Annotated in this window: 25 protein-coding genes and 1 tRNA gene; 12 read left to right on the top strand and 14 right to left on the bottom strand. The window is 60.0% G+C overall.

Going from position 1 to position 25,715, the window contains the following annotated elements; all coding sequences use genetic code 11:
• The first annotated feature begins 55 nt into the window (after positions 1-55).
• The 12 genes from arcD to M0814_RS07855 all read left to right on the top strand — a co-directional run bounded on the left by arcD (position 56) and on the right by M0814_RS07855 (position 14,766).
• Positions 56-1,483: an arginine-ornithine antiporter gene (arcD, locus tag M0814_RS07910; RefSeq protein WP_103486276.1), complete on the top strand. Its 1,428-nt coding sequence runs from the start codon at positions 56-58 to the stop codon at positions 1,481-1,483.
• Positions 1,484-1,516: 33 nt separating this feature from the next.
• Positions 1,517-2,773: an arginine deiminase gene (gene arcA / locus M0814_RS07905; protein ID WP_103486277.1), complete on the top strand. Its 1,257-nt coding sequence runs from the start codon at positions 1,517-1,519 to the stop codon at positions 2,771-2,773.
• A 69-nt stretch (positions 2,774-2,842) separates the two neighbouring features.
• On the top strand, positions 2,843-3,853 hold the full coding sequence (locus tag M0814_RS07900; protein WP_003227481.1) for an ornithine carbamoyltransferase: 1,011 nt from the start codon (positions 2,843-2,845) through the stop codon (positions 3,851-3,853).
• A 190-nt stretch (positions 3,854-4,043) separates the two neighbouring features.
• Positions 4,044-4,973 carry a carbamate kinase gene (gene arcC / locus M0814_RS07895; protein WP_003227483.1) on the top strand — a complete coding sequence of 310 codons (930 nt, stop codon included), beginning with the start codon at positions 4,044-4,046 and terminating at the stop codon, positions 4,971-4,973.
• Positions 4,974-5,035: 62 nt separating this feature from the next.
• Positions 5,036-5,398, top strand: a complete 363-nt coding sequence (locus tag M0814_RS07890) for a DUF5064 family protein (RefSeq protein ID WP_003227485.1) — start codon at positions 5,036-5,038, stop codon at positions 5,396-5,398.
• Between the two features lie 211 nt (positions 5,399-5,609).
• Positions 5,610-7,118 carry a sigma-54-dependent transcriptional regulator gene (locus M0814_RS07885; protein ID WP_045122605.1) on the top strand — a complete coding sequence of 503 codons (1,509 nt, stop codon included), beginning with the start codon at positions 5,610-5,612 and terminating at the stop codon, positions 7,116-7,118.
• Positions 7,119-7,554: 436 nt separating this feature from the next.
• On the top strand, positions 7,555-7,938 hold the full coding sequence (gene gcvH / locus M0814_RS07880) for a glycine cleavage system protein GcvH (RefSeq protein ID WP_003227486.1): 384 nt from the start codon (positions 7,555-7,557) through the stop codon (positions 7,936-7,938).
• The gene (gene gcvP, locus M0814_RS07875) at positions 7,935-10,802 is read left to right on the top strand and encodes an aminomethyl-transferring glycine dehydrogenase (protein ID WP_177434692.1); all 2,868 of its coding nucleotides are present in this window, start codon (positions 7,935-7,937) and stop codon (positions 10,800-10,802) included. The genes gcvH and gcvP overlap by 4 nt, the downstream gene beginning before the upstream one ends.
• A gap of 207 nt (positions 10,803-11,009) precedes the next feature.
• Entirely contained in the window at positions 11,010-12,386 is a 1,377-nt protein-coding gene (locus M0814_RS07870) for an L-serine ammonia-lyase (protein ID WP_003227491.1), read from the top strand.
• Positions 12,387-12,437: 51 nt separating this feature from the next.
• Complete coding sequence (gcvT, locus tag M0814_RS07865; RefSeq protein WP_103486279.1) at positions 12,438-13,562, top strand: glycine cleavage system aminomethyltransferase GcvT; 1,125 nt, start codon at positions 12,438-12,440, stop codon at positions 13,560-13,562.
• Between the two features lie 405 nt (positions 13,563-13,967).
• Positions 13,968-14,180 (top strand): cold-shock protein, encoded by a 213-nt coding sequence (locus tag M0814_RS07860; protein ID WP_003237709.1) that lies wholly within the window; start codon positions 13,968-13,970, stop codon positions 14,178-14,180.
• Between the two features lie 97 nt (positions 14,181-14,277).
• Positions 14,278-14,766, top strand: a complete 489-nt coding sequence (locus tag M0814_RS07855) for an RDD family protein (protein ID WP_098965267.1) — start codon at positions 14,278-14,280, stop codon at positions 14,764-14,766.
• A 136-nt stretch (positions 14,767-14,902) separates the two neighbouring features.
• On the opposite strand, the gene nadA is transcribed toward M0814_RS07855, so the two are convergent.
• From nadA to ruvC, 14 genes are all read right to left on the bottom strand, one after another.
• On the bottom strand, positions 14,903-15,961 hold the full coding sequence (nadA, locus tag M0814_RS07850) for a quinolinate synthase NadA (RefSeq protein WP_025112797.1): 1,059 nt from the start codon (positions 15,959-15,961) through the stop codon (positions 14,903-14,905).
• Positions 15,962-16,233: 272 nt separating this feature from the next.
• Positions 16,234-16,309, bottom strand: a tRNA-Lys gene (locus tag M0814_RS07845).
• A gap of 62 nt (positions 16,310-16,371) precedes the next feature.
• On the bottom strand, positions 16,372-17,064 hold the full coding sequence (queC, locus tag M0814_RS07840; protein WP_103485160.1) for a 7-cyano-7-deazaguanine synthase QueC: 693 nt from the start codon (positions 17,062-17,064) through the stop codon (positions 16,372-16,374).
• Between the two features lies 1 nt (position 17,065).
• Positions 17,066-17,713 (bottom strand): 7-carboxy-7-deazaguanine synthase QueE, encoded by a 648-nt coding sequence (gene queE, locus M0814_RS07835; RefSeq protein ID WP_047296033.1) that lies wholly within the window; start codon positions 17,711-17,713, stop codon positions 17,066-17,068.
• A gap of 166 nt (positions 17,714-17,879) precedes the next feature.
• Complete coding sequence (gene ybgF, locus M0814_RS07830; protein ID WP_027612536.1) at positions 17,880-18,713, bottom strand: tol-pal system protein YbgF; 834 nt, start codon at positions 18,711-18,713, stop codon at positions 17,880-17,882.
• Between the two features lie 6 nt (positions 18,714-18,719).
• Positions 18,720-19,217, bottom strand: coding sequence for a peptidoglycan-associated lipoprotein Pal (pal, locus tag M0814_RS07825; protein ID WP_003178634.1), 498 nt, complete (start codon positions 19,215-19,217; stop codon positions 18,720-18,722).
• Between the two features lie 52 nt (positions 19,218-19,269).
• Positions 19,270-20,550, bottom strand: a complete 1,281-nt coding sequence (tolB, locus tag M0814_RS07820) for a Tol-Pal system beta propeller repeat protein TolB (protein WP_164747834.1) — start codon at positions 20,548-20,550, stop codon at positions 19,270-19,272.
• A gap of 17 nt (positions 20,551-20,567) precedes the next feature.
• Positions 20,568-21,632 carry a cell envelope integrity protein TolA gene (gene tolA / locus M0814_RS07815; protein WP_098965272.1) on the bottom strand — a complete coding sequence of 355 codons (1,065 nt, stop codon included), beginning with the start codon at positions 21,630-21,632 and terminating at the stop codon, positions 20,568-20,570.
• Positions 21,632-22,084, bottom strand: a complete 453-nt coding sequence (gene tolR, locus M0814_RS07810; protein WP_177434691.1) for a protein TolR — start codon at positions 22,082-22,084, stop codon at positions 21,632-21,634. The genes tolA and tolR overlap by 1 nt, the downstream gene beginning before the upstream one ends.
• A 23-nt stretch (positions 22,085-22,107) precedes the next feature.
• Positions 22,108-22,803 (bottom strand): protein TolQ, encoded by a 696-nt coding sequence (gene tolQ, locus M0814_RS07805; RefSeq protein ID WP_003227517.1) that lies wholly within the window; start codon positions 22,801-22,803, stop codon positions 22,108-22,110.
• On the bottom strand, positions 22,793-23,260 hold the full coding sequence (ybgC, locus tag M0814_RS07800) for a tol-pal system-associated acyl-CoA thioesterase (protein ID WP_003227519.1): 468 nt from the start codon (positions 23,258-23,260) through the stop codon (positions 22,793-22,795). The genes tolQ and ybgC overlap by 11 nt, the downstream gene beginning before the upstream one ends.
• Before the next feature lie 127 nt (positions 23,261-23,387).
• A complete protein-coding gene (gene ruvB / locus M0814_RS07795; RefSeq protein ID WP_003227521.1) occupies positions 23,388-24,449 on the bottom strand; it encodes a Holliday junction branch migration DNA helicase RuvB in 1,062 nt (353 codons plus the stop codon).
• Positions 24,450-25,058, bottom strand: a complete 609-nt coding sequence (gene ruvA / locus M0814_RS07790; RefSeq protein WP_003227522.1) for a Holliday junction branch migration protein RuvA — start codon at positions 25,056-25,058, stop codon at positions 24,450-24,452.
• A gap of 114 nt (positions 25,059-25,172) precedes the next feature.
• Entirely contained in the window at positions 25,173-25,700 is a 528-nt protein-coding gene (gene ruvC / locus M0814_RS07785) for a crossover junction endodeoxyribonuclease RuvC (RefSeq protein WP_003227525.1), read from the bottom strand.
• Between the last annotated feature and the right edge of the window lie 15 nt (positions 25,701-25,715).

Raw genomic sequence — 25,715 nt, 5'->3', positions numbered from 1 at the left:
GAACAGACAACAGATCTACGCTGTGAACTCTTCTCTCCTGCAATGGAGTCATGCAATGTCTGAAGCTCCCGGAAAACTACGACTAGGTGCACTGGTTGCCTTGGTAGTCGGTTCAATGATCGGTGGCGGGATATTCTCCTTGCCACAAAACATGGCCGCCAGCGCCGACGTCGGCGCGGTACTGATTGGTTGGGCCATCACCGCTGTCGGCATGCTCACCCTCGCTTTCGTCTTTCAAACCCTCGCCAATCGCAAACCTGACCTGGACGGCGGTGTCTACGCCTACGCCAAGGCCGGATTCGGCGATTACATGGGTTTCTCGTCCGCCTGGGGTTACTGGATCAGTGCCTGGCTGGGCAACGTCGGCTACTTTGTTCTGTTGTTCAGCACCCTCGGGTATTTCTTTCCGATTTTCGGCGAAGGCAACACGGTGGCTGCGGTCATCGGCGCTTCAGTGCTGCTGTGGGCCGTGCATTTTCTGGTGCTGCGCGGGATCAAGGAGGCGGCGTTCATCAACCTGGTGACCACGGTCGCCAAGGTCGTGCCACTGCTGCTGTTCGTTCTGATCGCGATCTTCGCCTTCAAACTGGACATCTTCACCGCCGACATCTGGGGTGTGAAAAACCCGGATCTGGGCAGCGTGATGAACCAGGTGCGCAACATGATGCTGGTCACCGTGTGGGTGTTCATCGGCATCGAGGGCGCAAGCATTTTCTCGGCGCGGGCGGAAAAACGCTCCGACGTCGGCAAGGCCACCGTCATCGGTTTCATCACCGTGCTGCTGTTCCTGGTGCTGGTCAACGTGCTGTCGCTGGGCATCATGACCCAGCCGGAACTGGCCAAATTGCAGAACCCGTCGATGGCCGCCGTGCTCGAACACGTGGTCGGTCACTGGGGCGCGGTGCTGATCAGCGTCGGTCTGATCATCTCGCTGCTGGGCGCACTGCTGTCGTGGGTGCTGCTGTGTGCAGAGATCATGTTCGCCGCCGCCAAAGACCACACCATGCCCGAGTTTCTGCGCCGCGAGAACGCCAACCACGTACCGGTCAACGCCCTGTGGCTGACCAACGCGATGGTCCAGCTGTTCCTGATCATCACCTTGTTCTCGGCCAGCACTTACCTGTCGCTGATCTACCTCGCCACCTCGATGATTCTGGTGCCGTACCTGTGGTCGGCGGCCTATGCCCTGCTGCTCGCCGTACGTGGCGAAACCTACGAAGGCTTCGCAGCCGAGCGGCGCAAGGATCTGATCATCGGCGGCATCGCCCTGATCTACGCGGTGTGGCTGCTGTATGCCGGCGGGGTCAAGTATCTGCTGCTCTCGGCCCTGCTCTACGCACCCGGCGCAATCCTGTTCGCCAAGGCCAAGCTCGAACTCAAACAAGCTGTTTTCACCAACGTCGAGAAGCTGATTTTCGCCGCGGTGGTCATTGGTGCCCTGGTGGCAGCCTACGGCCTCTACGACGGCTTCCTGACTCTGTAACACCTGATTGATTGGTTATCTGGAGGATCTGAAATGACCACGGAAAAAGTTAAGTACGGCGTCCATTCCGAAGCCGGCAAACTGCGCAAAGTCATGGTTTGCTCCCCAGGTCTGGCCCACCAGCGCCTGACCCCGAACAACTGCGATGAACTGCTGTTCGACGACGTGCTGTGGGTCGCCCAGGCCAAGCGCGACCACTTCGACTTCGTGACCAAGATGCGTGAACGCGGGATCGACGTGCTGGAAATGCACAACCTGCTGACCGACATCGTCGCCAACCCCGAAGCGCTGGACTGGATTCTTGATCGCAAGGTCACCGCCGACTCGGTAGGCCTGGGCCTGATCAGCGAAGTGAAATCCTGGCTGAAAAGCCTTGAGCCACGGCACATCGCCGAATTCCTGATTGGCGGCGTGTCCGCCGATGATCTGCCGGACAGCTTCGGTGGCAAGACCATCCAGATGTTCCGCGACTTCCTCGGCCACTCCAGCTTCATCCTGCCGCCGCTGCCGAACACCCAGTTCACCCGCGACACCACCTGCTGGATCTACGGTGGCGTGACGCTGAACCCGATGTACTGGCCGGCGCGTCGCCAGGAAACCCTGCTGACCACCGCCATCTACAAATTCCACCCGCAATTCACCAACGCCGATTTCGAGATCTGGTACGGCGACCCGGACAAGGATCACGGCAGCTCGACCCTTGAGGGCGGCGACGTGATGCCAATCGGCAACGGCGTGGTGTTGATCGGCATGGGCGAGCGCTCTTCTCGCCAGGCCATCGGCCAACTGGCGTTGAACCTGTTCAAGAACAAAGCGGTGGAAAAAGTCATCGTCGCCGGCCTGCCGAAGTCCCGTGCAGCGATGCACCTGGACACCGTGTTCAGCTTCTGCGACCGCGACCTGGTGACGATCTTCCCGGAAGTGGTCAACCAGATCGTCGCGTTCACCCTGCGGCCTGACGAAAGCAAACAGGGCGGCATCGACATTCGCCGCGAAGAAACCAACTTCCTCGACACCGTCGCCAAAGCCCTCAACCTGCCGAAGCTGCGCGTGGTGGAAACCGGCGGCAACAGCTTCGCCGCCGAACGCGAGCAATGGGACGACGGCAACAACGTGGTGGCCGTGGAGCCGGGCGTAGTCATCGGCTACGACCGCAACACCTACACCAACACCCTGCTGCGCAAGGCCGGCGTCGAGGTCATCACCATCAGCGCCGGTGAACTGGGCCGCGGCCGTGGCGGCGGCCACTGCATGACCTGCCCGATCATCCGCGACCCAATCGATTACTAAACCTCTGAGCCCTGGCCGCGACTTACAAAGCGCGGCCAGGGGGATAACCGACACCGAAGGAGATCCATCATGGCTTTTAATATCCACAACCGTAACCTGCTCAGCCTGGAACACCACACCCCACGTGAGCTGCGTTACCTGCTCGACCTGTCCCGCGACCTGAAACGCGCCAAGTACACCGGCACCGAGCAGCAACACCTGAAGGGCAACAACATCGCCCTGATCTTCGAAAAAACCTCGACCCGTACCCGCTGCGCGTTCGAAGTGGCGGCCTACGACCAGGGTGCCAACGTCACCTACATCGACCCGAATTCCTCGCAGATCGGCCACAAGGAAAGCATGAAAGACACGGCCCGCGTGCTGGGTCGCATGTACGACGCCATCGAATACCGTGGCTTCAAACAGGAAATCGTCGAAGAGCTGGCGAAGTTCGCCGGGGTGCCGGTGTTCAACGGCCTGACCGATGAATATCACCCAACGCAAATGATCGCCGACGTGCTGACCATGCGTGAGCACGCCGACAAGCCGATCCACGAAATCAGCTACGCCTACCTCGGCGACGCGCGCAACAACATGGGCAACTCGCTGCTGCTGGTCGGCGCCAAGCTCGGCATGGACGTGCGCATCTGCGCGCCGAAAGCCCTGTGGCCGCATGACGATCTGGTCGATCGCTGCAAGAAATACGCGGAAGAATCCGGCGCCCGCATCACCCTGACCGAAGACCCGAAAGCCGCAGTCAAAGGCGTCGATTTCATCCACACCGACGTCTGGGTGTCGATGGGCGAACCGGTCGAGGCATGGGCCGAGCGTATCCAGCAACTGCTGCCGTACCAGGTCAACAAAGAACTGATGAAAGCCACCGGCAACCCACGCACCAAGTTCATGCACTGCCTGCCGGCGTTCCACAACAGCGATACCAAGGTCGGCAAACAGATCGCCGAGCAGTATCCGCACCTGGCCAACGGCATCGAAGTGACCGACGACGTGTTCGAGTCGCCAGCCTGCATCGCCTTCGAGCAAGCGGAAAACCGCATGCACACAATCAAAGCGATTCTGGTCTCGACCCTGGCTGATCTGTAACTGAAATAGCTCCCACTGAAGGAACCGAATCCAAATGTGGGAGCGGGCTTGCTCGCGAAGAGGCCGTGTCAGGCGACATCAAAGGAGCCTGACACACCGCCTTCGGGAGCAAGCCCCCTCCCACAGGGGATTCCGGTTCCGACAGGGAGACCGAGTCGTTTGCCATTTCTCTGCTGAAAAGGATTGCACCATGCGTATCGTCGTAGCTCTGGGCGGTAACGCCCTGCTCCGTCGTGGCGAGCCGATGACCGCTGACAACCAGCGCGCCAACATCCGCATCGCCACCGAGCAAATCGCCAAGATCCATCCCGGCAACCAACTGGTCATCGCCCACGGCAATGGCCCGCAAGTCGGCCTGCTGTCGTTGCAGGCGGCGGCCTACACCTCCGTCACCCCCTACCCGCTGGACGTGCTCGGTGCCGAAACCGAAGGCATGATCGGCTACATCATCGAACAGGAACTGGGCAACCTGCTGGACTTTGAAGTGCCGTTCGCCACCCTGCTGACCCAGGTTGAAGTCGACGCCAAGGACCCGGCCTTCCAGAATCCGACCAAACCGATCGGCCCGGTCTACGACAAAGCCGAAGCGGAAAAACTCGCCGCCGAGAAAGGCTGGGCGATTGCCCCGGACGGCGACAAATTCCGTCGAGTGGTGGCCAGTCCACGGCCGAAACGCATCTTCGAGATCCGTCCGATCAAGTGGCTGCTGGACAAGGGCAGCATCGTCATCTGCGCTGGCGGCGGCGGGATTCCGACCATGTACGACGAGCACCGCAACCTCAAGGGCATCGAGGCGGTGATCGACAAGGACCTGTGCTCGTCGCTGCTCGCCGAGCAACTGGAAGCCGACTTGCTGGTCATCGCCACCGACGTCAACGCGGCGTTCATCGACTACGGCAAGCCGACACAGAAAGCCATCGCCGAAGCGCACCCGGACGAACTGGAACGCCTGGGTTTCGCCGCCGGCTCCATGGGGCCGAAGGTGCAGGCAGCCTGCGAATTCGCGCGCCATACTGGCAAGGTCGCAGTGATCGGTTCGCTCGCGGACATCGAAGCGATCGTCCAGGGCACCGCCGGTACGCGCGTCAGCACGGCGAAGCCGGGCATCAGCTATCGATAACTGGAAACTCCGAGGGCAGGCCCAGGGTCTGCCCTTCTCCCATGCCTTGAAAGGAGAAACCCATGGCCATATTCGAACCGGGTCATTTGCACATCGAGCGGCACGCGTTGAACAAGGACGATGTCAGTTACGACCTGTGCCTCGACTACCAAGTGTTCACCGATCCCAAAGAAGGCAAAGGGATGCAGTTCACCCTGCACGGCAGCATTCAGGGCAAGGACATGAAGGAAACCTTCTTTCTGCCCAAGGACCAGGCCTACAACTTCGCCAGGGACGTGACCAGGATTGTCGAGAAATACGGCATTCCCAAGACCCACAGCAGCATCGGCTCGCAGCACAAGCATTACGATCTGATGTTCGAAGACGTGCGGGTGCAGTTGAATATGAAGTCAGGCGATCCGGTCAAACCGGAACACCTCGAATAACCCGAACACAGCACATTTCCCCTGTGGGAGCGGGCTTGCTCGCGAAGGCGCCGGGTCAGTCACCATTTATGCAGTCTGACCTGGCGCCTTCGCGAGCAAGCCCGCTCCCACAAGGTATCTGTGTAGCGCTGCCAATCGTTGCAGATTTCACCATTGCCCCGCCCCAAGGCATACTTGCCACCCTCCGCACTCCAGAACACTGAACCGCCCCATGCGTATCCACGTCAGCTTCATCGACCGCGTCGGCATCACCCAGGAAGTCCTGGCTATCCTCGGTGGACGCAATCTCAATCTGGATGCGGTGGAGATGATCCCGCCCAACGTCTACATCGACGCCCCGACCTTGAGCCCGCAAGTGCTCGAAGAATTGAAAGATGCGTTGTTTCGCGTGCGCGGTGTCGAAGCGGTGACGGTGGTCGACATCCTCCCCGGCCAGCGTCGGCACCTGCAACTCGATGCGCTGCTCGCGGCGATGACCGATCCGGTACTTGCCCTCGATAGCGCCGGCAAGGTGCTGCTGGCCAACCCGGCACTGATCGCGCTGTATGGGCGTGAACCAGCGGGGGAAAGTGTCTCGGAACTGTTCAACGATCCCGGCCTGCTGGAAACCCTGCTCGAACAAGGCTTCCGCCTGCCGCTGCGCGAGATCACCGTCAACGGCCAGACCCTGCTGCTCGACGCCACACCTATCACCGACGCCGGCGCGCTGCTGACCCTGTATCAGCCGAACCGCATCGGCGAACAGCTCTCGGCGTTGCACCATGACCATGCCGAAGGCTTCGATGCACTGCTCGGCGAATCCCCGGCGATCCGCACCCTCAAGGCGCGCGCGCAAAGAGTCGCAGCGCTTGATGCGCCGCTGTTGATTCAAGGCGAAACCGGCACCGGTAAAGAACTGGTGGCCCGCGCCTGCCACGCCATCAGTGCACGACACAGTGCGCCGTTCCTCGCCCTGAACTGCGCGGCGCTGCCGGAAAACCTCGCCGAGAGCGAACTGTTCGGCTACGCCCCCGGTGCCTTTACCGGCGCGCAGCGTGGCGGCAAACCGGGGCTGATGGAGCTGGCCAACCAGGGCACGGTGTTTCTCGACGAGATCGGCGAGATGTCGCCGTACTTGCAGGCCAAGCTGCTGCGCTTCCTCAATGACGGCAGCTTTCGCAGGGTCGGCGGCGATCGTGAAGTGAAGGTCAACGTGCGGATCCTCAGCGCCACGCACCGCGACCTGGAAAAAATGGTCAGCGAAGGCCTGTTCCGCGAAGACCTGTTCTACCGTCTCAACGTGCTCAACGTCGAAGTGCCGCCGCTGCGTGAACGCGGTCAGGACATTCTGCTGCTGGCGCGTTATTTCATGCAGCAGGCCTGTGCGCAGATTCAGCGCCCGGTCTGCCGCCTCGCCCCCGGCACCTATCCGGCGCTGCTCGGCAACCGCTGGCCGGGCAACGTGCGGCAGTTGCAGAACGTGATCTTCCGCGCCGCGGCGATCTGCGAAAGCAGTCTGGTCGACATCGGCGACCTCGACATCGCCGGCACCTCGGTGGCGCGCCAGACCGACAGCGACGTCGACAGCCTTGAACAAGCCGTCGAATCCTTCGAAAAATCGCTGCTGGAAAAGCTCTACGTCAGCTACCCCTCGACCCGCCAACTGGCCAGCCGCCTGCAAACCTCGCACACGGCGATTGCCCATCGACTGCGCAAATACGGCATTCCCAACAAACCGTAAGCCGTACGCGGTCAAAAATGTGGGAGCGGGCTTGCTCGCGAATGCGGTCTGACATTCAACATTTGCGGCGTCTGACACACTGCTATCGCGAGCAGGCTCACTCCTACAATGATCTGTGATGGATTCGAAATCCGTTCAAAAACGACCTCCATCTGTACTGAAAGCGCTACAGCGGAACGATATCACTACACCCTCCTCCAATCGCCGCTGTGCAAGGCTTTGATCCGCTTCAGCTTTTCTCCCTGCCCCAAGCTGTAGCGATTTCGCTACAGTCATTCGATTCCGGCCACTTCAAAAATCATCCAACCACCTGATTTATATAGATAAATCCAAGATGGCCGCGTTCTTGCTAAGTAACCGTTCATAAAATCAGGGCTTTCCCGCCCAAGCCTTCCACCGCGTCCACCAGACGAGTCTGGCCCCCTTAGGAGTTTCCATGAGCGAGTTGCGTTTTACTGAAGATCACGAATGGCTGCGCACCGAAGCTGACGGCAGCGTTACTGTCGGCATCACCGCTTTCGCGCAGAACGCCCTGGGCGACGTGGTGTTCGTGCAACTGCCTGAGCTGCAGGCTTACGAAAAAGGCGCCGAAGCCGCCACCGTGGAATCGGTGAAAGCCGCCAGCGGCGTGTACATGCCCCTCGACGGTGAAGTTGTGGAAGTGAACCCGGCACTGGACGGCAGCCCGGAACTGGTCAACGAAGATCCGCTGGGCGAAGGCTGGTTCTTCCGCTTCCAGCCAAGCGACGCCTCGGCGGTGGCGAAACTGCTGGACCAGGACGCCTACGACCGTCTGATCAAAGCCCAAGCCGAAGCCTGAGGAGTAACGACATGACCCAAGTAAACCTCGGCACTGCCAACGAATTCATCGCCCGCCACATCGGCCCGCGCGCCGGTGACGAGCAAGCCATGCTCAACAGCCTCGGCTTCGACTCGCTCGAAGCGCTGAGCGCCAGCGTCATCCCGGAAAGCATCAAGGGCACCAGCGTGCTCGGCGTGGACGACGGCCTGAGCGAGGCCGATGCACTGGCGATGATCAAATCCATCGCCGGCAAAAACCAACTGTTCAAGACCTACATCGGCCAGGGCTACTACAACTGCCACACGCCGTCGCCAATCCTGCGCAACCTGTTGGAGAACCCGGCCTGGTACACCGCTTACACCCCGTACCAGCCGGAAATTTCCCAGGGCCGTCTCGAAGCGCTGCTGAACTTCCAGACCCTGATCAGCGACCTCACCGGCCTGCCGATCGCCAACGCCTCGTTGCTCGACGAAGCCACCGCCGCTGCCGAAGCCATGACCTTCTGCAAACGCCTGAGCAAGAACAAGGGCAGCCATCAGTTCTTCGCCTCGATCCACAGCCACCCGCAAACCCTCGACGTGCTGCGCACCCGTGCCGAGCCGCTGGGCATCGACGTGGTGGTCGGCGATGAGCGTGAACTGAGCGACGTCACGCCGTTCTTCGGCGCGCTGCTGCAATACCCGGCGAGCAACGGTGATGTATTCGACTACCGCGAACTGACCGAGCGCTTCCACGCCGCCAACGCGCTGGTCGCCGTGGCCGCTGATCTGCTGGCCCTGACGCTGCTGACCGCTCCGGGCGAGTTCGGCGCCGACGTCGCCATCGGTTCCGCGCAACGCTTCGGCGTGCCGCTGGGTTTCGGTGGCCCGCACGCGGCTTACTTCTCCACCAAGGATGCGTTCAAGCGCGACATGCCTGGCCGTCTGGTCGGCGTGTCGGTTGACCGTTTCGGCAAGCCGGCCCTGCGTCTGGCGATGCAGACCCGCGAGCAACATATCCGCCGCGAGAAGGCCACTTCGAACATCTGCACCGCGCAGGTGCTGCTGGCCAACATCGCCAGCATGTACGCCGTCTACCACGGCCCGAAAGGCCTGACGCAGATCGCCAACCGCGTGCATCACCTGACCGCGATTCTGGCCAAGGGCCTGAGCGCACTGGGCGCGAAAGTCGAGCAAACAAGCTTCTTCGACACCCTGACCCTCGCCACCGGTGCACACACCGCCGCCCTGCACGACAAGGCACACGCCGCGCAGATCAACCTGCGAGTCATTGATGCCGAGCGTCTGGGCCTGTCGGTGGACGAAACCACCACTCAGGCTGACATCGAAACCCTGTGGAGCCTGTTCGCCGACGGCAAGGCCCTGCCGGACTTCGCTGCGCTGGCCGCTTCGGTGCAAAGCACCATCCCGGCGGCGCTGGTACGCCAATCGCCGATCCTCAGCCACCCGGTGTTCAACCGTTATCACTCGGAAACCGAGCTGATGCGCTACCTGCGCAAACTGGCGGACAAGGACCTGGCACTGGATCGCACCATGATCCCGCTGGGCTCGTGCACCATGAAACTCAACGCCGCCAGCGAAATGATCCCGGTGACCTGGGCCGAATTCGGCGCCCTGCACCCGTTCGCCCCAGCCGCACAGAGCGCCGGTTATCAGCAATTGACCGACGAACTGGAAGCAATGCTCTGCGCCGCCACCGGTTACGACGCGATCTCGCTGCAACCCAACGCCGGTTCGCAGGGTGAATACGCTGGCCTGCTGGCGATTCGCGCTTACCACCAGAGCCGTGGCGACGAGCGCCGCGACATCTGCCTGATCCCGTCGTCGGCCCACGGCACCAACCCGGCCACCGCCAATATGGCCGGCATGCGCGTGGTGGTGACCGCGTGCGATGCGCGTGGCAACGTCGATATCGAAGACCTGCGCGCCAAAGCGATCGAGCACCGCGAACACCTCGCGGCGCTGATGATCACCTACCCGTCGACCCACGGCGTGTTCGAAGAAGGCATCCGCGAAATCTGCGGAATCATTCACGACAACGGCGGCCAGGTGTACATCGACGGCGCCAACATGAACGCGATGGTCGGCCTCTGCGCACCGGGCAAGTTCGGCGGCGATGTATCGCACCTGAACCTGCACAAGACTTTCTGCATCCCGCACGGCGGTGGCGGCCCGGGTGTCGGCCCGATCGGCGTCAAGTCGCACCTGACCCCGTTCCTGCCGGGTCACGGCCAGATGGCACGCAAGGAAGGCGCGGTCTGTGCAGCGCCGTTCGGCAGCGCGAGCATTCTGCCGATCACCTGGATGTACATTCGCATGATGGGCGGCGCCGGTCTGAAGCGTGCTTCGCAACTGGCGATCCTGAATGCCAACTACATTTCCCGTCGCCTCGAAGAGCACTACCCAGTGCTGTACACCGGCAGCAACGGTCTGGTGGCGCACGAATGCATCCTCGACCTGCGTCCACTGAAAGACAGCAGCGGCATCAGCGTCGATGACGTTGCCAAGCGCCTGATCGACTTCGGTTTCCATGCGCCGACCATGTCGTTCCCGGTGGCCGGTACGCTGATGATCGAGCCGACCGAAAGCGAATCCAAGGAAGAACTGGACCGCTTCTGCGACGCCATGATCCGCATCCGCGAAGAAATCCGCGCGGTGGAAAACGGCACGCTGGACAAGGACGACAACCCGCTGAAAAACGCTCCGCACACCGCAGCGGAGCTGGTCGGCGAGTGGACCCACCCGTACAGCCGCGAGCAAGCGGTGTATCCGGTGGCGTCGTTGGTCGAAGGCAAATACTGGCCGCCGGTCGGTCGCGTCGACAACGTGTTCGGCGACCGCAACCTGGTCTGCGCCTGCCCGTCGATCGAAAGCTACGCTTAAACGGATGCGGGGCAGGTTTACCTGCCCCGATTTCAGCAAAACCATAGATCCCAATGTGGGAGCGGGCTTGCTCGCGAATGCGGTGTATCAATCGCCATCAATGTTGCCTGACACACCGCATTCGCGAGCAAGCCCGCTCCCACAGGGGATTTGTGTCCAGCCTCGAGCTTGCGCCAATTCCTATAACAAGAAACCGGAGAACCACTCATGTCGTTAAGCGTGTTCGACCTGTTCAAGATTGGCATCGGCCCTTCCAGCTCCCACACCGTCGGCCCGATGCGAGCCGCTGCGCGCTTCGCCGAAGGCCTGCGCCGCGACGACCTGCTGTCTGCAACGACCTCCGTCAAAGTCGAGCTGTACGGCTCGCTTGGCGCCACCGGCAAGGGTCACGGCAGCGACAAAGCCGTGCTGCTTGGCCTTGAGGGCGAACACCCGGACACCGTCGATACCGAAACCGTCGCCGCGCGCCTGCAGGAAATTCGCGGCAATGGCCGGCTGAATCTGCTCGGCGAACACAGCATCACGTTCAACGAGAAAGAACACCTGGCGATGATTCGCAAGCCGCTGGCCTATCACCCCAACGGCATGATCTTTCGTGCCTTCGATGCGGCAGGTATTCAGATCCGCAGCCGCGAGTACTACTCGGTGGGCGGTGGTTTTGTGGTCGATGAAGACGCGGCCGGGGCCGACCGCATCGTTGAAGACGCCACCCCGCTGACCTTCCCGTTCAAAAGTGCCAAGGATTTACTCGGTCACTGCGCCACCTACGGGCTGTCGATCAGCCAGGTGATGCTGACCAACGAAAGCGCCTGGCGCCCGGAGGCGGAGACACGCGCCGGTCTGCTGAAAATCTGGCAAGTGATGCAGGACTGCGTCGCCGCTGGCTGTCGCAACGAAGGCATTCTGCCGGGCGGGCTGAAGGTCAAACGCCGGGCGGCGGCATTGCACCGGCAACTGTGCAAGAACCCGGAATCGGCGCTGCGCGATCCGCTGTCCGTGCTCGACTGGGTCAACCTCTACGCCCTCGCCGTCAACGAAGAAAACGCCAACGGTGGCCGCGTAGTCACCGCACCCACCAACGGTGCGGCGGGGATTATTCCGGCGGTGCTGCATTACTACATGCGGTTTATCCCGGGGGCGAACGATGACGGCGTGGTGCGCTTTCTTCTGACCGCCGCCGCCATCGGCATTCTGTACAAGGAAAACGCCTCGATCTCCGGCGCCGAAGTCGGCTGTCAGGGCGAAGTCGGCGTGGCCTGCTCGATGGCGGCCGGCGCGTTGTGCGAAGTGCTCGGCGGCAGCGTGCAGCAAGTCGAAAACGCCGCGGAAATCGGCATGGAACACAACCTCGGCCTGACCTGCGACCCGATTGGCGGGCTGGTGCAGGTGCCGTGCATCGAGCGCAACGCCATGGGCTCGGTGAAAGCGATCAACGCGGTGCGCATGGCCATGCGCGGCGACGGACAACACTTCGTCTCGCTCGACAAAGTCATCCGCACCATGCGCCAGACCGGCGCCGACATGAAAAGCAAATACAAAGAGACCGCCCGCGGCGGTCTGGCGGTCAACATCATCGAATGCTAATTAGCCCCCTCTCCCCCTGGGAGAGGGTTGGCGTGAATCAAGGAGTTGCGCATGTCCACCGAACAACTGTCGAAAACCCCGCTGCACGCTCTGCACCTCGAACTCGGCGCCCGCATGGTGCCGTTCGCCGGCTACGACATGCCGGTGCAATACCCGCTGGGCGTGATGAAAGAACACCAGCACACCCGCGAGCAGGCCGGGCTGTTCGATGTCTCGCACATGGGCCAGATCCGCCTGACCGGCGCCAATGCCGCCAAGGCCCTGGAAACCCTGGTACCGGTGGACATCATCGACCTGCCAGTGGGCATGCAGCGCTATGCGATGTTCACCAACGAGAGCGGCGGCATTCTCGATGATCTGATGGTCGCCAATCTGGGCAACGACGAGCTATTCCTGGTGGTCAACGCCGCGTGCAAGGATCAGGATCTGGCGCATTTGCAACAACACATCGGCGACCAGTGCACCATTACGGAGCTGTTCGAAGCGCGCGCGCTGCTGGCGTTGCAAGGCCCGGCTGCGGTCACTGTGCTGGCGCGTCTTGCGCCAGAGGTGGCGAAGATGACCTTCATGCAATTCAACCGCGTGCAACTGCTGGGCGTGGATTGCTTCGTCAGCCGCTCGGGTTACACCGGTGAAGACGGTTTCGAAATCTCGGTGCCCGCCGCCGATGCGGAAAAACTCGCCCGCGCTTTGCTCGCTGAACCGGAAGTCCAGGCCATCGGCCTCGGCGCCCGCGACTCGCTGCGCCTGGAAGCCGGCCTGTGCCTGTACGGCCACGACATGAATACCGACACCACCCCGATCGAAGCCAGCCTGTTGTGGGCGATCTCCAAGCCACGCCGTGCCGATGGCGCGCGCGCCGGTGGTTTCCCGGGTGCGGAGCAGGTATTTGCCCAGCAACAGAACGGTGTCGCGCGCAAACGTGTCGGTCTGCTGCCACAAGAGCGTACCCCGGTGCGTGAGGGCGCAGAAATCGTCAACGAAGCTGGCGAAATCATCGGCGGTGTGTGCAGCGGCGGCTTCGGTCCGACCCTGGGTGGCCCGTTGGCGATGGGTTACCTCGACAGCGCTTATGTCACTCTCGACACACCCGTCTGGGCCATCGTTCGTGGGAAAAAGGTGCAAATGCTTGTAAGCAAAATGCCATTTGTTCCACAACGCTACTATCGTGGTTGATTGACTGTTTCTATAAGTAACGCGATTGCGTTATGCGTGCACTAATGTGTAACGCAATCGCCACAAAAAAGTGCATTTTCTAACATCCGATTCGAATATGAACTTTGCTTATAACGTTCGAAAACAATTGAACAAGCTAATCGACTAAGCCTGCACTAGTGGATTGATTAACTGCCTGCAGGGGCAGGAAAACCGGGGCCTTCGCGGGGCTTGTTTTTTCTCCCGTAGTTGGCGTAGAGTTTGTTCACTGTGTTTGCATGGGTCAGCTTGGAATCGTGACCTGGGCAGTAGCCTACAAAGTTAGCTACATCCCGCTCGACGTCTTCTTACTCTCCTGCAACCAGCCCCAGTACTCTTTCATGAGAAAGAGACTGTCATCAATTTATGCGTCAAAGGATATAAGAAATGTCGACACGTCAGAGCGGTACCGTCAAGTGGTTTAACGACGAGAAAGGTTTTGGTTTTATCACTCCAGAAAGCGGTCCGGATCTGTTCGTGCATTTCCGCGCCATTCAGGGCAACGGCTTCAAGAGCCTGAAAGAAGGCCAGAAAGTGACCTTCGTTGCTGTGCAGGGCCAGAAAGGCATGCAGGCTGATGAAGTACAAGCAGAAGGCTAATCTTCTGTAACGAAAAAGCCCCTGATATTGATATCAGGGGCTTTTTTGTGCGCGCGAATCCGTAAAATGGCGCTTCATTCTGCGTCCAGAGGCTGCCATGTCGAAAAACCTGCTCACTCCCCAGGGCGACTTTCCTGCTGTTGGCCTCGGCCGCCGCCTGGCAGCCATGTTCTATGACTTCCTGCTGTGCACCGCCCTGCTGATCGTTACCGGCTTCGTTTACAAGTTGATCCAGGCAGCGATCATCGGTGAAGAGCGCCTGCGCGTGCTGACCGACGCCGGGAAAATGGATGGCGATCCGCTGTATTCCACGGTGCTGCTGTTGGTGCTGTTTGCGTTCTTCGCCAAGTTCTGGACTCACGGCGGACAGACACTGGGCATGCAGGTGTGGGGCATACGTGTGCAGAACGCCGATGGCAGCGCGATCAGCCTGTGGCAGGCGCTGCTGCGGTTTATGGTGTCGATCGCTTCGTGGCTGTGCGCAGGGCTTGGATTCTTCTGGTCGCTGTACGACAAGCAGAAGCGCACCTGGCACGACATCTATTCCGATACCCGCGTGGTGCGGATTCCGAAGAAAAGCAAATAAATTCCAGACGCCAGATACCAATGTGGGAGCGGGCTTGCTCGCGAAGGCGGTGTATCAGTCACCTTTTGCATCGACTGATACACCGCCTTCGCGAGCAAGCCCGCTCCCACAGGTTTTGCGTGTTGCCTCAACGAGCTTAAGCGTTACCCGCCAGCTTCATCCGCGCCGCCTGAGTGAAATCCAGCATGCGCTTCAACGGACGGATCGCCTGCGGAATCAACGCCGGATCGACAAAGATCTCGTTGGTCCCTTCCTTCAGGCTCTTGAGCGTGCGCTCAAGGGTGTTCATGGCCATCCACGGGCAATGTGCACAACTGCGGCACGCTGCGCCGTTACCGGCGGTTGGCGCCTCGATGAAGACCTTGTCCGGGCACAACTGCTGCATCTTGTAGAAGATGCCACGGTCGGTGGCGACGATCAGGGTCTTGTTCGGCAGACTTTGCGCGGCAGCGATCAACTGACTGGTGGAACCTACGGCGTCGGCCAGTTCGATCACCGAGGTCGGCGACTCGGGGTGCACCAGAATCGCGGCGTCCGGGTACAGCGCTTTCATGTCTTCGAGCTGCTTGGACTTGAATTCCTCGTGGACGATGCAGGCACCGTCCCACAGCAGCATGTCGGCACCGGTCTTGCGCTGAATGTAGGTGCCCAGGTGCTTGTCCGGGCCCCAGATAATGGTCTCGCCGTTATCCATCAGGCTTTCGACGATCTCCAGCGCACAGCTCGACGTCACTACCCAGTCAGCCCGGGCTTTGACGGCGGCCGAGGTGTTGGCGTACACCACCACCGTGCGCTCCGGATGCTGATCGCAGAACGCCGAGAACTCGTCCACCGGGCAACCCAGGTCCAGCGAGCAGGTCGCGTCCAGGGTCGGCATCAGCACGCGTTTTTCCGGGTTGAGGATCTTTGCGGTCTCGCCCATGAACTTCACGCCGGCGACCACCACGGTCTTGGCCGGATGGGCATTGCCGAAGCGGGCCATCTCCAGGGAGTCGGACACACAGCCACCGGTTTCTTCGGCCAGGGCCTGAATCACCGGATCGCAATAGAAGTGGGCCACCAGCACCGCGTCCTGAGCCTTGAGCTCAGCGGCGATGGCGGAACGGTAGTAGGCCTCTTCCTCGGCACTCAGCGGTTTAGGCTGTTTGGCATCGAGGTGGGCTTGAACCAGAAGGCGTTCGGAAATCTGCGTCATGTTCGCAAGACCTGCAGGCGCTTTCGCGCGAAAGTCGAGTATACACCCGGCTCCGGACCGCTTGAGGGTACCGCCGGGAGAGTGAGTTTTTATCAGGCACGGACAGCGTTGAAGCTGCGCAAGGCTACAGAATATCCCGTTGATACAAAAGATGATTCTGACCTGTGTCAGCGCAGGCGATGATGAAAGGAGCGGTGCCCGAATCGCAGGCAAAAAAAAACCCGGAAATCCTCACTTTCGTGGGCCTTCCGGATTTTCTAAACCGCCAAATATGGTGGGTCGTGTGGGATTCGAACCTACGACCAATTGGTTAAAAGCCAACTGCTCTACCAACTGAGCTAACGACCCGCTGTGTGGTGGCGCGTATAATACTGATTTTTAAGGACTATTCAACACCTTTTTGAAAAAAATCAAAAATAAGGTGTTGGATCGCTTACACCGGCCGCTGCGAAGCCTTCTGCACGCAGGCGGCAGCTGTCGCATTTGCCGCACGCACGGCCTTCATCGTCCGCCTGATAGCAGGAAACGGTCAGGCCATAGTCCACACCGAGCTTCACGCCCGCCTGAACGATCTGCGCCTTGCTCAGGTTCTGCAGCGGCGCCTGAATGCGGAAGCCGTTGCCTTCCACGCCGGCCTTGGTCGCCAGGTTGGCCATGCGCTCGAACGACTCGATGAACTCGGGACGGCAATCCGGGTAACCGGAATAGTCCACCGCGTTGACGCCGATAAAGATGTCACGCGCACCGAGCACTTCAGCCCAGCCCAGCGCCAGCGACAGGAACACGGTGTTGCGCGCCGGCACGTAGGTCACCGGGATGCCCTCGCCCAGCTCTTCCGGAATGTCGATGCTGGTGTCGGTCAGTGCCGAGCCGCCCATGCCGTTCAGATTCAGACCGATCACTTTGTGCTCGACCACACCCAGATCGCGGGCAACACGTGCGGCGGCGTGCAATTCAGCGTGAGAGCGCTGACCGTAATCGAAGCTCATGGTGTAGCAGGCGTAACCTTCAGCCCGGGCCATCGCCACGACCGTCGCCGAATCCAGACCACCCGACAGCAGGATTACCGCACGTTTTTCATTAGTTTTCAGTTGTTCAGTCATATCAGCGCCCCGGCTCGTCATTCCATAGATATTTATGCAGCTGCAATTGCAGCCGCACCGGCAGGTTGTCTGCCACCACCCAGTCCGCCAGATCCCTGGCATTGAGGTCATGATGACTTGGGGAAAACAGCACTTCACCCGCACGTCGATCGAGACCGTACTGGATCAGCTTCGAGACCGCCCAGTCATAGTCGTCCCGCGAGCAGATGACAAACTTCACCTGATCGTTGGGCGTCAGCAGTTCGATATTTTCGTAGCGGTTGCGATGCGCCTCTTTAGAGTCCGGCGTCTTCAAGTCGACTACGCGACTGACGCGCGAATCTACCGCCGAGATGTCGAGCGCACCACTGGTTTCCAGTGACACTTCGTAACCGGCATCGCACAACTGTTTAAGCAAAGGGATGGCGTTCGGCTGTGCGAGCGGCTCACCGCCGGTCACACAGACATAGCGTGGGCGAAACCCGGCCACTTGCTCGAGGATGTCATCGAGGGTGCGGATCGTACCGCCGCTGAACGCATAGGCACTGTCGCAGTATTGGCAACGCAACGGGCAACCGGTCAGGCGCACAAAAACCGTGGGCAGCCCGGCAGTCCGCGTTTCCCCCTGCAACGAGTAGAAAACTTCGGTAATTCTCAATGTGTCTTGCATAGTCGCCACGGGCGTAACAGCTAAACAGGCTGTCCGCCTCCGTCAGGCACTTCAGACAACCCCGCCAACGCGTAGATCACCAGAAGCGTGTTTCAGAAAAAGGGCGTGAATTCTAACGAAAAAACCCGCGACAAGCGCGGGTTTCTTCCAAACGGGTCAAACACACTTACATGCGTTGCAGATCGCGTTGGGCCAACTGAGCAGCGGAGGTCCCCGGGTATTGGGAAACCACCTGTTGCAGAATGCCTTTGACCTTGTCGGTGTGACCCAGGCGGCGCTCTACATCAGCCAGCTTGTACAGCGAATCCGGCACTTTGGCGTGCTTGGGATAGAGCTGCGACACCTTGGCGAAAGCCTGACCTGCACCTTGCAGATCGCCCTTGGCCAGGTTCACTTCGCCCAACCAGTACTGGGCGTTGCCCGCGTATTGGCTGTTCGGGTATTTACGCAGGAATGCCGAGAAAGCCTGGCTGGCCTTGTCGAAATCCTTGGCTTTGATCAGGTCGAAAGCGGCATCGTAATACAGCTTTTCCTTGGCCGGATCACCCGGTTCGCTACTTGCAGCAGGTGCCTGGGCAGCAGCCCCGGCGCCAGCGGCAGCACCGGCAGCAGCACTTGCATCGCCACCGGCAGAAGAATTCTCAGGAGTCGCGGCAGGTGCAACACCGGATCCTATGCGCCGATCAAGATCCTGGTATCGCTCCAGGGATTCCTGTTTCATGCGCGCAACCTGATTCTGCAGTTCTTCGATCACACCTTGTTGGCGCGATATCTGATCCTGCATCTGTTGCAGTTGGTTGAACAGCATGCCCTGTGCCGAGGCAGGGGCCGAAGCCGCTCCCCCGGCATAGGCGCCGTTCGTACCGTAACCCGCAGGCGGATAACTGCTCCCGCTATTGTTATAACCGGAGTTGTCATCGACCACAGGAACCGCAGCCCACACCGCAAGCGGCGCGAGGCTGAGAGCCAGAACAGTTACAGCACGACGGCACGTTCGCATATCGAATTACTTACGCAGTTCGACGCGACGGTTTTGAGCCCAGGACTGCTCGTCGTTGCCGGTAGCAACTGGACGCTCTTCGCCGTAGGAAACCAGTTCCAGCTGAGCTGGGGAAACACCTTGCAGTACCAGGTAGCGCTGAACGGCTTTCGCACGACGCTCGCCCAGTGCCATGTTGTACTCACGAGTACCACGTTCGTCGGTGTTGCCTTCCAGAACAACGCGAGCGCCGTTTGCTTTCAGGTCTTTGGCGTGAACGTCCAGAGCGCGCATGGCTTCTGGCTTCAGGTCCGAGCTGTCGTATTCGAAGTAGAAGGTGGTGATTGCGCGCAGAGCAGCTTCTTCGCTCAGGGAACCGTCAACGGCACCAGTGTTTGCGCCGTAACCAGCGTTTGGATCAACAGCGCCTTCACCGGCGTTGTCGCCGCCTTTGGACGAGCAACCTACAGCTACAGCCATGGCCAGAGCCAGCGCAGCAAATTTACCAAACTTCAGCATTTCCATCGTGAAACTCCTAATGAACCCCAGTGTGTTAAGTAAAACGTAAAGCGCCGCGTCAGTTCAGGTAAGGGGACCAGGACGGTTCTCTGACTTCGCCTTGTGCGGTAGGAAGCGGGAGCCTCACGCGTCCATTAATGGACACGAGCATCAAGACTCCCCGGCCCTGCTGGCGGGTGGCGTAGATTACCATGGTGCCGTTGGGCGCAACAGTAGGTGACTCGTCCAGAGTGCTATCAGTGAGGATCTTTACACTACCTCGCTGCAAATCCTGGGCCGCCACCTTGAAATTGGTGAAACCGTCCTGGCGATGAATCATCACCAGAGTCTTTTCATCAGCCGAAAGCTTCGGGTTGGCGTTGTAGTTGCCAATGAAGGTCACACGCTCGGCACCACCGCCGCTGGCGCTGGTTTTGTAGATCTGCGGCTTGCCGCCACGGTCCGAGGTGAAGTAGATGGTCGAACCATCCTTGCCCCAGTACGGTTCGGTGTTGATGCCAGGACCTGCAGTCACACGAGTGATCTGACGCGAACCCAGGTTCATCACATAGATGTCCGGGTTACCGTCTTTCGACAGGACGAAAGCCAGGCGATTGCCATCCGGCGACCAGGCTGGCGCGCCGTTCAGGCCTTCGAAGTTGGTGATCTGCTCACGGCGACCGGTGTCGATGTTCTGCATGAAGATCCGTGGACGCTTCTGCTCGAACGACACGTAGGCGATGCGCTTGCCATCCGGTGCGAAACGCGGCGACAGGATCGGCTCGCGCGATTGCAGCAGGGTCACGGCACGTGCGCCGTCGTAGTCCGAACGCTGCAGGGTGTAGCGAGTGTTCTTCTCGGAGAAACGCTCGGCTGTCACGTACAGCAGACGGGTCGAAAACGCACCTTTGATACCGGTGAGTTTTTCGAACGACTGGTCCGAGATGAAGTGCGCCATGTCACGCAGTTGCTCGGTGGTACCGGACACACTGCCGTCAGCCACTTTCTGCTCGGTGGCCACGTTGAACAGTGCCCACTGCACCTGCAGACGACCGCCCGCTGGAGCAATGCTGCCGACCATCATGTATTGAGCACCCACCGCTTTCCAGTCACGGAAGATGATTTCGCTCGGCTGGCTTGGCTGGCTGATCATGTTTTGCTTTGGAATCGGCGAGTAGTAGCCCGAGTTCCGCAAATCGTTACCAATGATTTCTGCCATGTCGTCCGGCAGCACGGCACCGCCCTGCATACCGAACGGTACGACGGCGATCGGCGTCGCCCGATCGCTGCCGCTGGTGACCAGAATGTTCTTTTCATCAGCCATCGCGATCCCTGCCATGCAGCAGATCACGACCAGCATTCCTCGAAGAAGGTTTCTCACAAGGCTAGATCCTCAGGTGTGAATGTCATCTTGAATGAACGATACGGAGCGAAATCGCTCGGCTTCATTCCCTGCATTTCCGTCAAACGTCCAATATTCTTGACCGCCGCGACTGCCGAAGCATCGAACGGACCGTCGCCACTGGACTTGGCCACGCTGACCGAAGTCACCGTACCGTCCGGCAACATGCCGATTTGCAACACGACCGTCATGCCTTTGCGTGCCGAAGGAGGACGTGCCCACCCTTCCGCTGCGCGCGCACGAATCAGGTCATCGAAACTGCCCGCGACTTCGTCACCCTGCTCATCGGCCAAGGCCTGCTGACGCTGCGGCGTGTCGGAAAGCAAATCTGCCAGGGCCTGAGCCTTTTTCTCTTCGGCGGACTTACGTGCCGCTTCCTGCGATTTCTTCTTCGCAGCATCGGCAGCAGCTTTCTTCTTCGCTTCGTCGGCGACTTTCTTCTTCGCCTCTTCAGCTTCAGCTTTTTTCTTGGCGTCTTCGGCGGCTTTCTTCTTCGCGTCTTCGACGATCTTCTTCTTGGCTTCTTCAGCGGCCTCTTTCTTGGCCTCTTCTTTAGCCTCTTCTTCGGCTTTCTTCTTGGCTATATCAGCCAATTGTTTCTCTTCTGCCTTCTTGGCCTCGGCTTTCTTCGCATCGTCGGCTTTCTTGGCTTCATCAGCCTTTTTCGCCTCGTCCGCTTTCTTCGCCTGATCGGCCTTCTTGGCTTCCTCGGCCTTTTGAGCCGCTTCTTCTTTCTTTTGTTCCGCAGCCTTCACCGCTTCCTGCTCGACCTTTTTCTGCTCCATCTGCTCGACTTCGGTCTGGCGCGCGGCGGATTTCTTCGCCTCACCCGCAATCTTCTGATTGGTCTGGGTGGTTGCCTGACTTTTCGATTTCAGCTGGTACAGGGTCGCCTGGACAATCGGCTTGGCCGGCGGCAACTCAGGTGTAAAGGCGAAACTGACGAACAGCATGCCGAACACCAGCACGTGCAGGACAATCGCCAGAACACTAGGCCAGAAGTAGCTTTCCGAGGCGGACGGCTCTCGCTGTTGCTGCATCAGGGGGCCTCGGTAATCAAACCAACATTACCGACCCCGGCTTTCTGCAACCCGCCCATGGCCCCCATGACGGAGCCGTAGTCGACCGACTTGTCGCCACGAATAAAGACCTGGGTACGCTTGCCACCTTCGGTGCCGGCACGAATGATCTTGGTCACCGCGTCAGTCATCTGCGGCAGCGTCATTGCCCTGTCCTGCTGCTTTTCAGTGTCGACTTCGCTGCCAAGGTTCCAGTAGTAGGTCTTGTCAGCCTTGATCGAAATGGTCAGCACCTGAGTGTTGTTGTCCTGCGGCAAGGCTTCGCTGGAAACCTTGGGCAGATCCACTTTCACGCCCTGATTGAGCATCGGCGCGGTCACCATGAAGATAACCAGCAGCACCAGCATCACGTCGATGTATGGCACCACGTTCATCTCGGCGACCGGCTTGCGCTTGTTTCGGGCTCGAGCGATTAAAGCCATCGGGAAATACCTGCTTATTCTTCGCTGGTGTGCACTTTGCGGTGCAGGATCGCCTGGAACTCATCGGCGAAGGTGTAGTAGCGGCTCAGCAAGGTTTCGCTGCGGGCAGAGAAACGGTTGTAAGCGATAACGGCCGGGATCGCGGCGAACAGGCCGATCGCGGTGGCGATCAGGGCTTCGGCGATACCCGGGGCCACGGTGGCCAGGGTCGCTTGCTGGGCCTGAGCCAGACCACGGAAGGAGTTCATGATGCCCCACACGGTACCGAACAGACCGATGTACGGGCTGACCGAACCGACAGTGGCGAGGAACGGCAGGCTCTGCTCCAGCTTCTCTTCTTCACGGGAGATGGCAACGCGCATGGCACGGGCCACACCTTCCATCACCGCTTCAGGGTCAACACCTGGCTGCTGACGCAGACGGGAGAATTCCTTGAAACCGGCACGGAAGATCTGCTCCACGCCCGAATCCGGATCCGGGTTGCTGCCGGCCTGACGGTACAGCTTGGACAGATCGATACCCGACCAGAAGCGCTCTTCGAAGCTCTCCAGGGCGCGTCGACCGGCGCGCAACAGATTGCTGCGCTGAAAGATCATGATCCATGAGGTCACCGATGCGGCCACCAGGGTCAACATTACCAACTGCACCACGATGCTGGCATTGCTGACCAGGCTCCACATGGAGGAATGGTCGACGACGTTAGCTTCCACGCTTTATCTCCTGCTTTGAGTGTGTACCCGTGCCGCCCGCGTCGGCAAAGGCCGCACGCAAGGATTCGGGCATGGCCCGGGGTTTCAAACTGTCGGTGCGCACACAGGCCACCAGAAACTGCCCCTCACAGAGCAGCGCATTATCCGTGGCCCGCCTGACCTGCTGTTTAAAGCGCAGGCTGGCACGGTTCAATTCGATTACATCAGCGCTTACCAGCAGTTCGTCGTCCAGTCGCGCCGGCGCGTGGTAGCGCGCTTCGCTGGAATGCACGACAAACAACAGGTCCTCCCCTGCCAGTTCCGACTGGGCGAAGCCCAGCGTCCGGAGCCGCTCGGTTCGAGCCCGTTCCATAAACTTGAGGTAATTAACGTAATACACGATGCCGCCGGCATCGGTGTCCTCGTAATAAACGCGACAACGATGTGCGAACGGCTCAAGCCCGTTTTGCGCGCGCATACTCTAGTGCTTACTCCTCGGGTTGCCAATCCGGCCAGGCAACTGTTTTTTCAGTGTTTAAGGCTTTACCGCAAAAGTACCGTCCTGTGACAGTACAAACGCTGAATAAATCGCCAATAAATGTGTATCAATCGTCCAAGGCATCGAGAAACTCGTCTGCCACGGGCATTTCGCCCATTCGTGACGGAATGTTTAAACCGAAATGCAGATACGCATGCCGTGTCACCACCCTGCCCCGTGGCGTACGCATGATGTAGCCCTGCTGGATCAGGTACGGCTCCAGCACGTCTTCAATGGTATGACGCTCTTCACTGATCGCCGCCGCCAGGCTGTCGATGCCTACCGGACCGCCATCGAACTTCTCGATCATGGTCAGCAGCAAGCGCCGGTCCTGATGATCGAAGCCGTGTTCGTCGACGTCCAGCAGGTTCAAGGCCAGATCCGCCACCGACTTGGTGATATGGCCCTTGGCGCGCACTTCGGCAAAATCGCGCACCCGACGCAGCAGGCGATTGGCGATCCGCGGCGTACCACGGGCACGACGAGCGATTTCGAAAGAACCCTCCGGATCCAGTGGCAGACCGAGAATAGCCGCAGACCGACTGACAATCGTCGCCAGATCCGCCGTGCTGTAGAACTCCAGACGCTGGACGATACCGAAGCGGTCACGCAACGGGTTGGTCAGCATGCCAGCACGAGTAGTAGCGCCCACCAGAGTGAACGGTGGCAGATCCAGCTTGATCGAGCGCGCCGCCGGCCCTTCGCCGATCATGATGTCGAGCTGGAAGTCTTCCATCGCCGGGTACAGCACTTCTTCAACGATGGGTGACAGACGATGGATTTCGTCGATGAACAACACGTCGTGCGGCTCAAGATTGGTCAGCAGTGCCGCCAGGTCGCCCGGACGCTCAAGTACCGGGCCGGACGTGCTCTTGATCGACACACCCATTTCCTGAGCAATTATATTGGCCAGCGTGGTTTTACCTAGACCCGGCGGGCCGAAGATCAACGTGTGATCCAGCGATTCACTGCGGCCACGCGCCGCCTGGATGAACAGCTCCATCTGCTCGCGGACAGTCGGCTGGCCAATGTAGTCGGCCAGGCTGACCGGGCGAATGGCCCGGTCCTGGACTTCTTCGCGCTCACGCGGGCTGTGCGCGGCGGCGATCAGACGATCAGCTTCAATCACTTAAATCATTCCCTTCAGGGCGCGGCGGATCAGGTCTTCACTGCTCAAATTCTTGTCCTTGATGGCGGTAATCGCCTTGCTCGCTTCCTGCGGTTTGTAGCCCAGAGAAATCAGCGCGCTGACCGCATCGTTTTCAGCGGTATTGACCGGCGCCGGGCCGTCTGGCTGATTCGGCACCAGGGCGAACATGGCCGGTGAGGTTTCCCAGGCCTTGAAGCGATCCTTCAATTCGACCAGCAGACGCTCGGCGGTTTTCTTGCCAACCCCCGGCACCTTGGTCAGCGCCGAAGTGTCCTGGGATTGCACGCAGCGGATCAGTTCATCGACTTCCAGGCTCGACATCAAGGCCAGGGCCAGTTTCGGTCCGACACCATTGAGACGGATCAACTCACGAAAAAAGTCTCGCTCACGCTTGCCGGCGAACCCATAGAGTAACTGCGCGTCTTCGCGTACGACCAAATGGGTGTGCAGCGTCAGCGGTTCACCGACCGACGGCAGACGATAAAGGGTGGTCATGGGCACTTCCAGCTCATACCCGAGGCCGTTTACATCCAGAATCAGGTGCGGCGGCTGTTTCTCAGCCAAGGTGCCGCGCAAGCGTCCAATCACGTTTCAGATCCTTGAGCGTTGGCCAGCCGTGGGCTGGCGACAGATGGAAGGCGGGAATCGGGCCGACGACCCAGGCGCGAAATCCGCATTCCGCAAAAATGATTGCTGATGCTATCAGAGACGCAGGCGCCCGCCACGACTGCGTGCGGTTCCCAGGCCATGCGGCAGCAGGCTGGAACGGGTGTGCGCGTGACAAATCGCGATGGCCAGGGCATCCGAGGCATCGATCTGCGGTTTGCTGGTCAGCTTGAGCATGTGCATGACCATCATCTGCACCTGTTCCTTATTGGCGGCGCCGGTGCCGACCACGGCTTGCTTGACCTGGGTTGCGGTGTACTCGGCAATCTCCAGGCTTTCCTCGGCACCGGCAACGATTGCCGCACCGCGAGCCTGGCCGAGCTTGAGAGCCGAATCGGCGTTTTTCGCCATGAACACTTTTTCGATGCCCATGGTCACCGGGCCATAGGTCTGAATGATTTCACGCACGCCGCGATAAACGATTTGCAGCCGCTCATGCAGCTCGCCGGCGCCGGTACGGATGCAGCCCGACGCCACGTAGATGCAGCCGCCGCGGCCGGTATCGCGAACAACCCCGTAACCGGTGATGCGCGAGCCGGGGTCGATACCCAGAATTAAAGTCATAACGCCTGCTGGTTC

The sequence above is a fragment of the Pseudomonas sp. MWU12-2020 genome (assembly GCF_023100605.1).
Taxonomy (GTDB): domain Bacteria; phylum Pseudomonadota; class Gammaproteobacteria; order Pseudomonadales; family Pseudomonadaceae; genus Aquipseudomonas; species Aquipseudomonas fluorescens_H.
The sequence above is the reverse complement of the archived record's forward strand: the minus strand, read 5'-3'. Positions and strand labels throughout refer to the sequence as shown.

What these genes read in the sequence shown, in the direction of transcription:
- arcA (WP_103486277.1), top strand. Translation starts at nt 1,517, where the DNA reads ATGACCACGGAAAAAGTTAAGTACGGCGTCCATTCCGAAGCCGGCAAA.
- M0814_RS07890 (WP_003227485.1), top strand. Translation starts at nt 5,036, where the DNA reads ATGGCCATATTCGAACCGGGTCATTTGCACATCGAGCGGCACGCGTTG.
- M0814_RS07860 (WP_003237709.1), top strand. Translation starts at nt 13,968, where the DNA reads ATGTCGACACGTCAGAGCGGTACCGTCAAGTGGTTTAACGACGAGAAA.
- tolB (WP_164747834.1), bottom strand. Translation starts at nt 20,550, where the DNA reads ATGCTGGTCGTGATCTGCTGCATGGCAGGGATCGCGATGGCTGATGAA.
- pal (WP_003178634.1), bottom strand. Translation starts at nt 19,217, where the DNA reads ATGGAAATGCTGAAGTTTGGTAAATTTGCTGCGCTGGCTCTGGCCATG.
- M0814_RS07855 (WP_098965267.1), top strand. Translation starts at nt 14,278, where the DNA reads ATGTCGAAAAACCTGCTCACTCCCCAGGGCGACTTTCCTGCTGTTGGC.
- arcD (WP_103486276.1), top strand. Translation starts at nt 56, where the DNA reads ATGTCTGAAGCTCCCGGAAAACTACGACTAGGTGCACTGGTTGCCTTG.
- tolA (WP_098965272.1), bottom strand. Translation starts at nt 21,632, where the DNA reads ATGCAGCAACAGCGAGAGCCGTCCGCCTCGGAAAGCTACTTCTGGCCT.
- nadA (WP_025112797.1), bottom strand. Translation starts at nt 15,961, where the DNA reads ATGACGCAGATTTCCGAACGCCTTCTGGTTCAAGCCCACCTCGATGCC.
- gcvT (WP_103486279.1), top strand. Translation starts at nt 12,438, where the DNA reads ATGTCCACCGAACAACTGTCGAAAACCCCGCTGCACGCTCTGCACCTC.
- queE (WP_047296033.1), bottom strand. Translation starts at nt 17,713, where the DNA reads ATGCAAGACACATTGAGAATTACCGAAGTTTTCTACTCGTTGCAGGGG.
- M0814_RS07870 (WP_003227491.1), top strand. Translation starts at nt 11,010, where the DNA reads ATGTCGTTAAGCGTGTTCGACCTGTTCAAGATTGGCATCGGCCCTTCC.
- arcC (WP_003227483.1), top strand. Translation starts at nt 4,044, where the DNA reads ATGCGTATCGTCGTAGCTCTGGGCGGTAACGCCCTGCTCCGTCGTGGC.
- queC (WP_103485160.1), bottom strand. Translation starts at nt 17,064, where the DNA reads ATGACTGAACAACTGAAAACTAATGAAAAACGTGCGGTAATCCTGCTG.
- ruvC (WP_003227525.1), bottom strand. Translation starts at nt 25,700, where the DNA reads ATGACTTTAATTCTGGGTATCGACCCCGGCTCGCGCATCACCGGTTAC.
- gcvH (WP_003227486.1), top strand. Translation starts at nt 7,555, where the DNA reads ATGAGCGAGTTGCGTTTTACTGAAGATCACGAATGGCTGCGCACCGAA.
- ybgC (WP_003227519.1), bottom strand. Translation starts at nt 23,260, where the DNA reads ATGCGCGCGCAAAACGGGCTTGAGCCGTTCGCACATCGTTGTCGCGTT.
- M0814_RS07885 (WP_045122605.1), top strand. Translation starts at nt 5,610, where the DNA reads ATGCGTATCCACGTCAGCTTCATCGACCGCGTCGGCATCACCCAGGAA.
- ybgF (WP_027612536.1), bottom strand. Translation starts at nt 18,713, where the DNA reads ATGCGAACGTGCCGTCGTGCTGTAACTGTTCTGGCTCTCAGCCTCGCG.
- M0814_RS07900 (WP_003227481.1), top strand. Translation starts at nt 2,843, where the DNA reads ATGGCTTTTAATATCCACAACCGTAACCTGCTCAGCCTGGAACACCAC.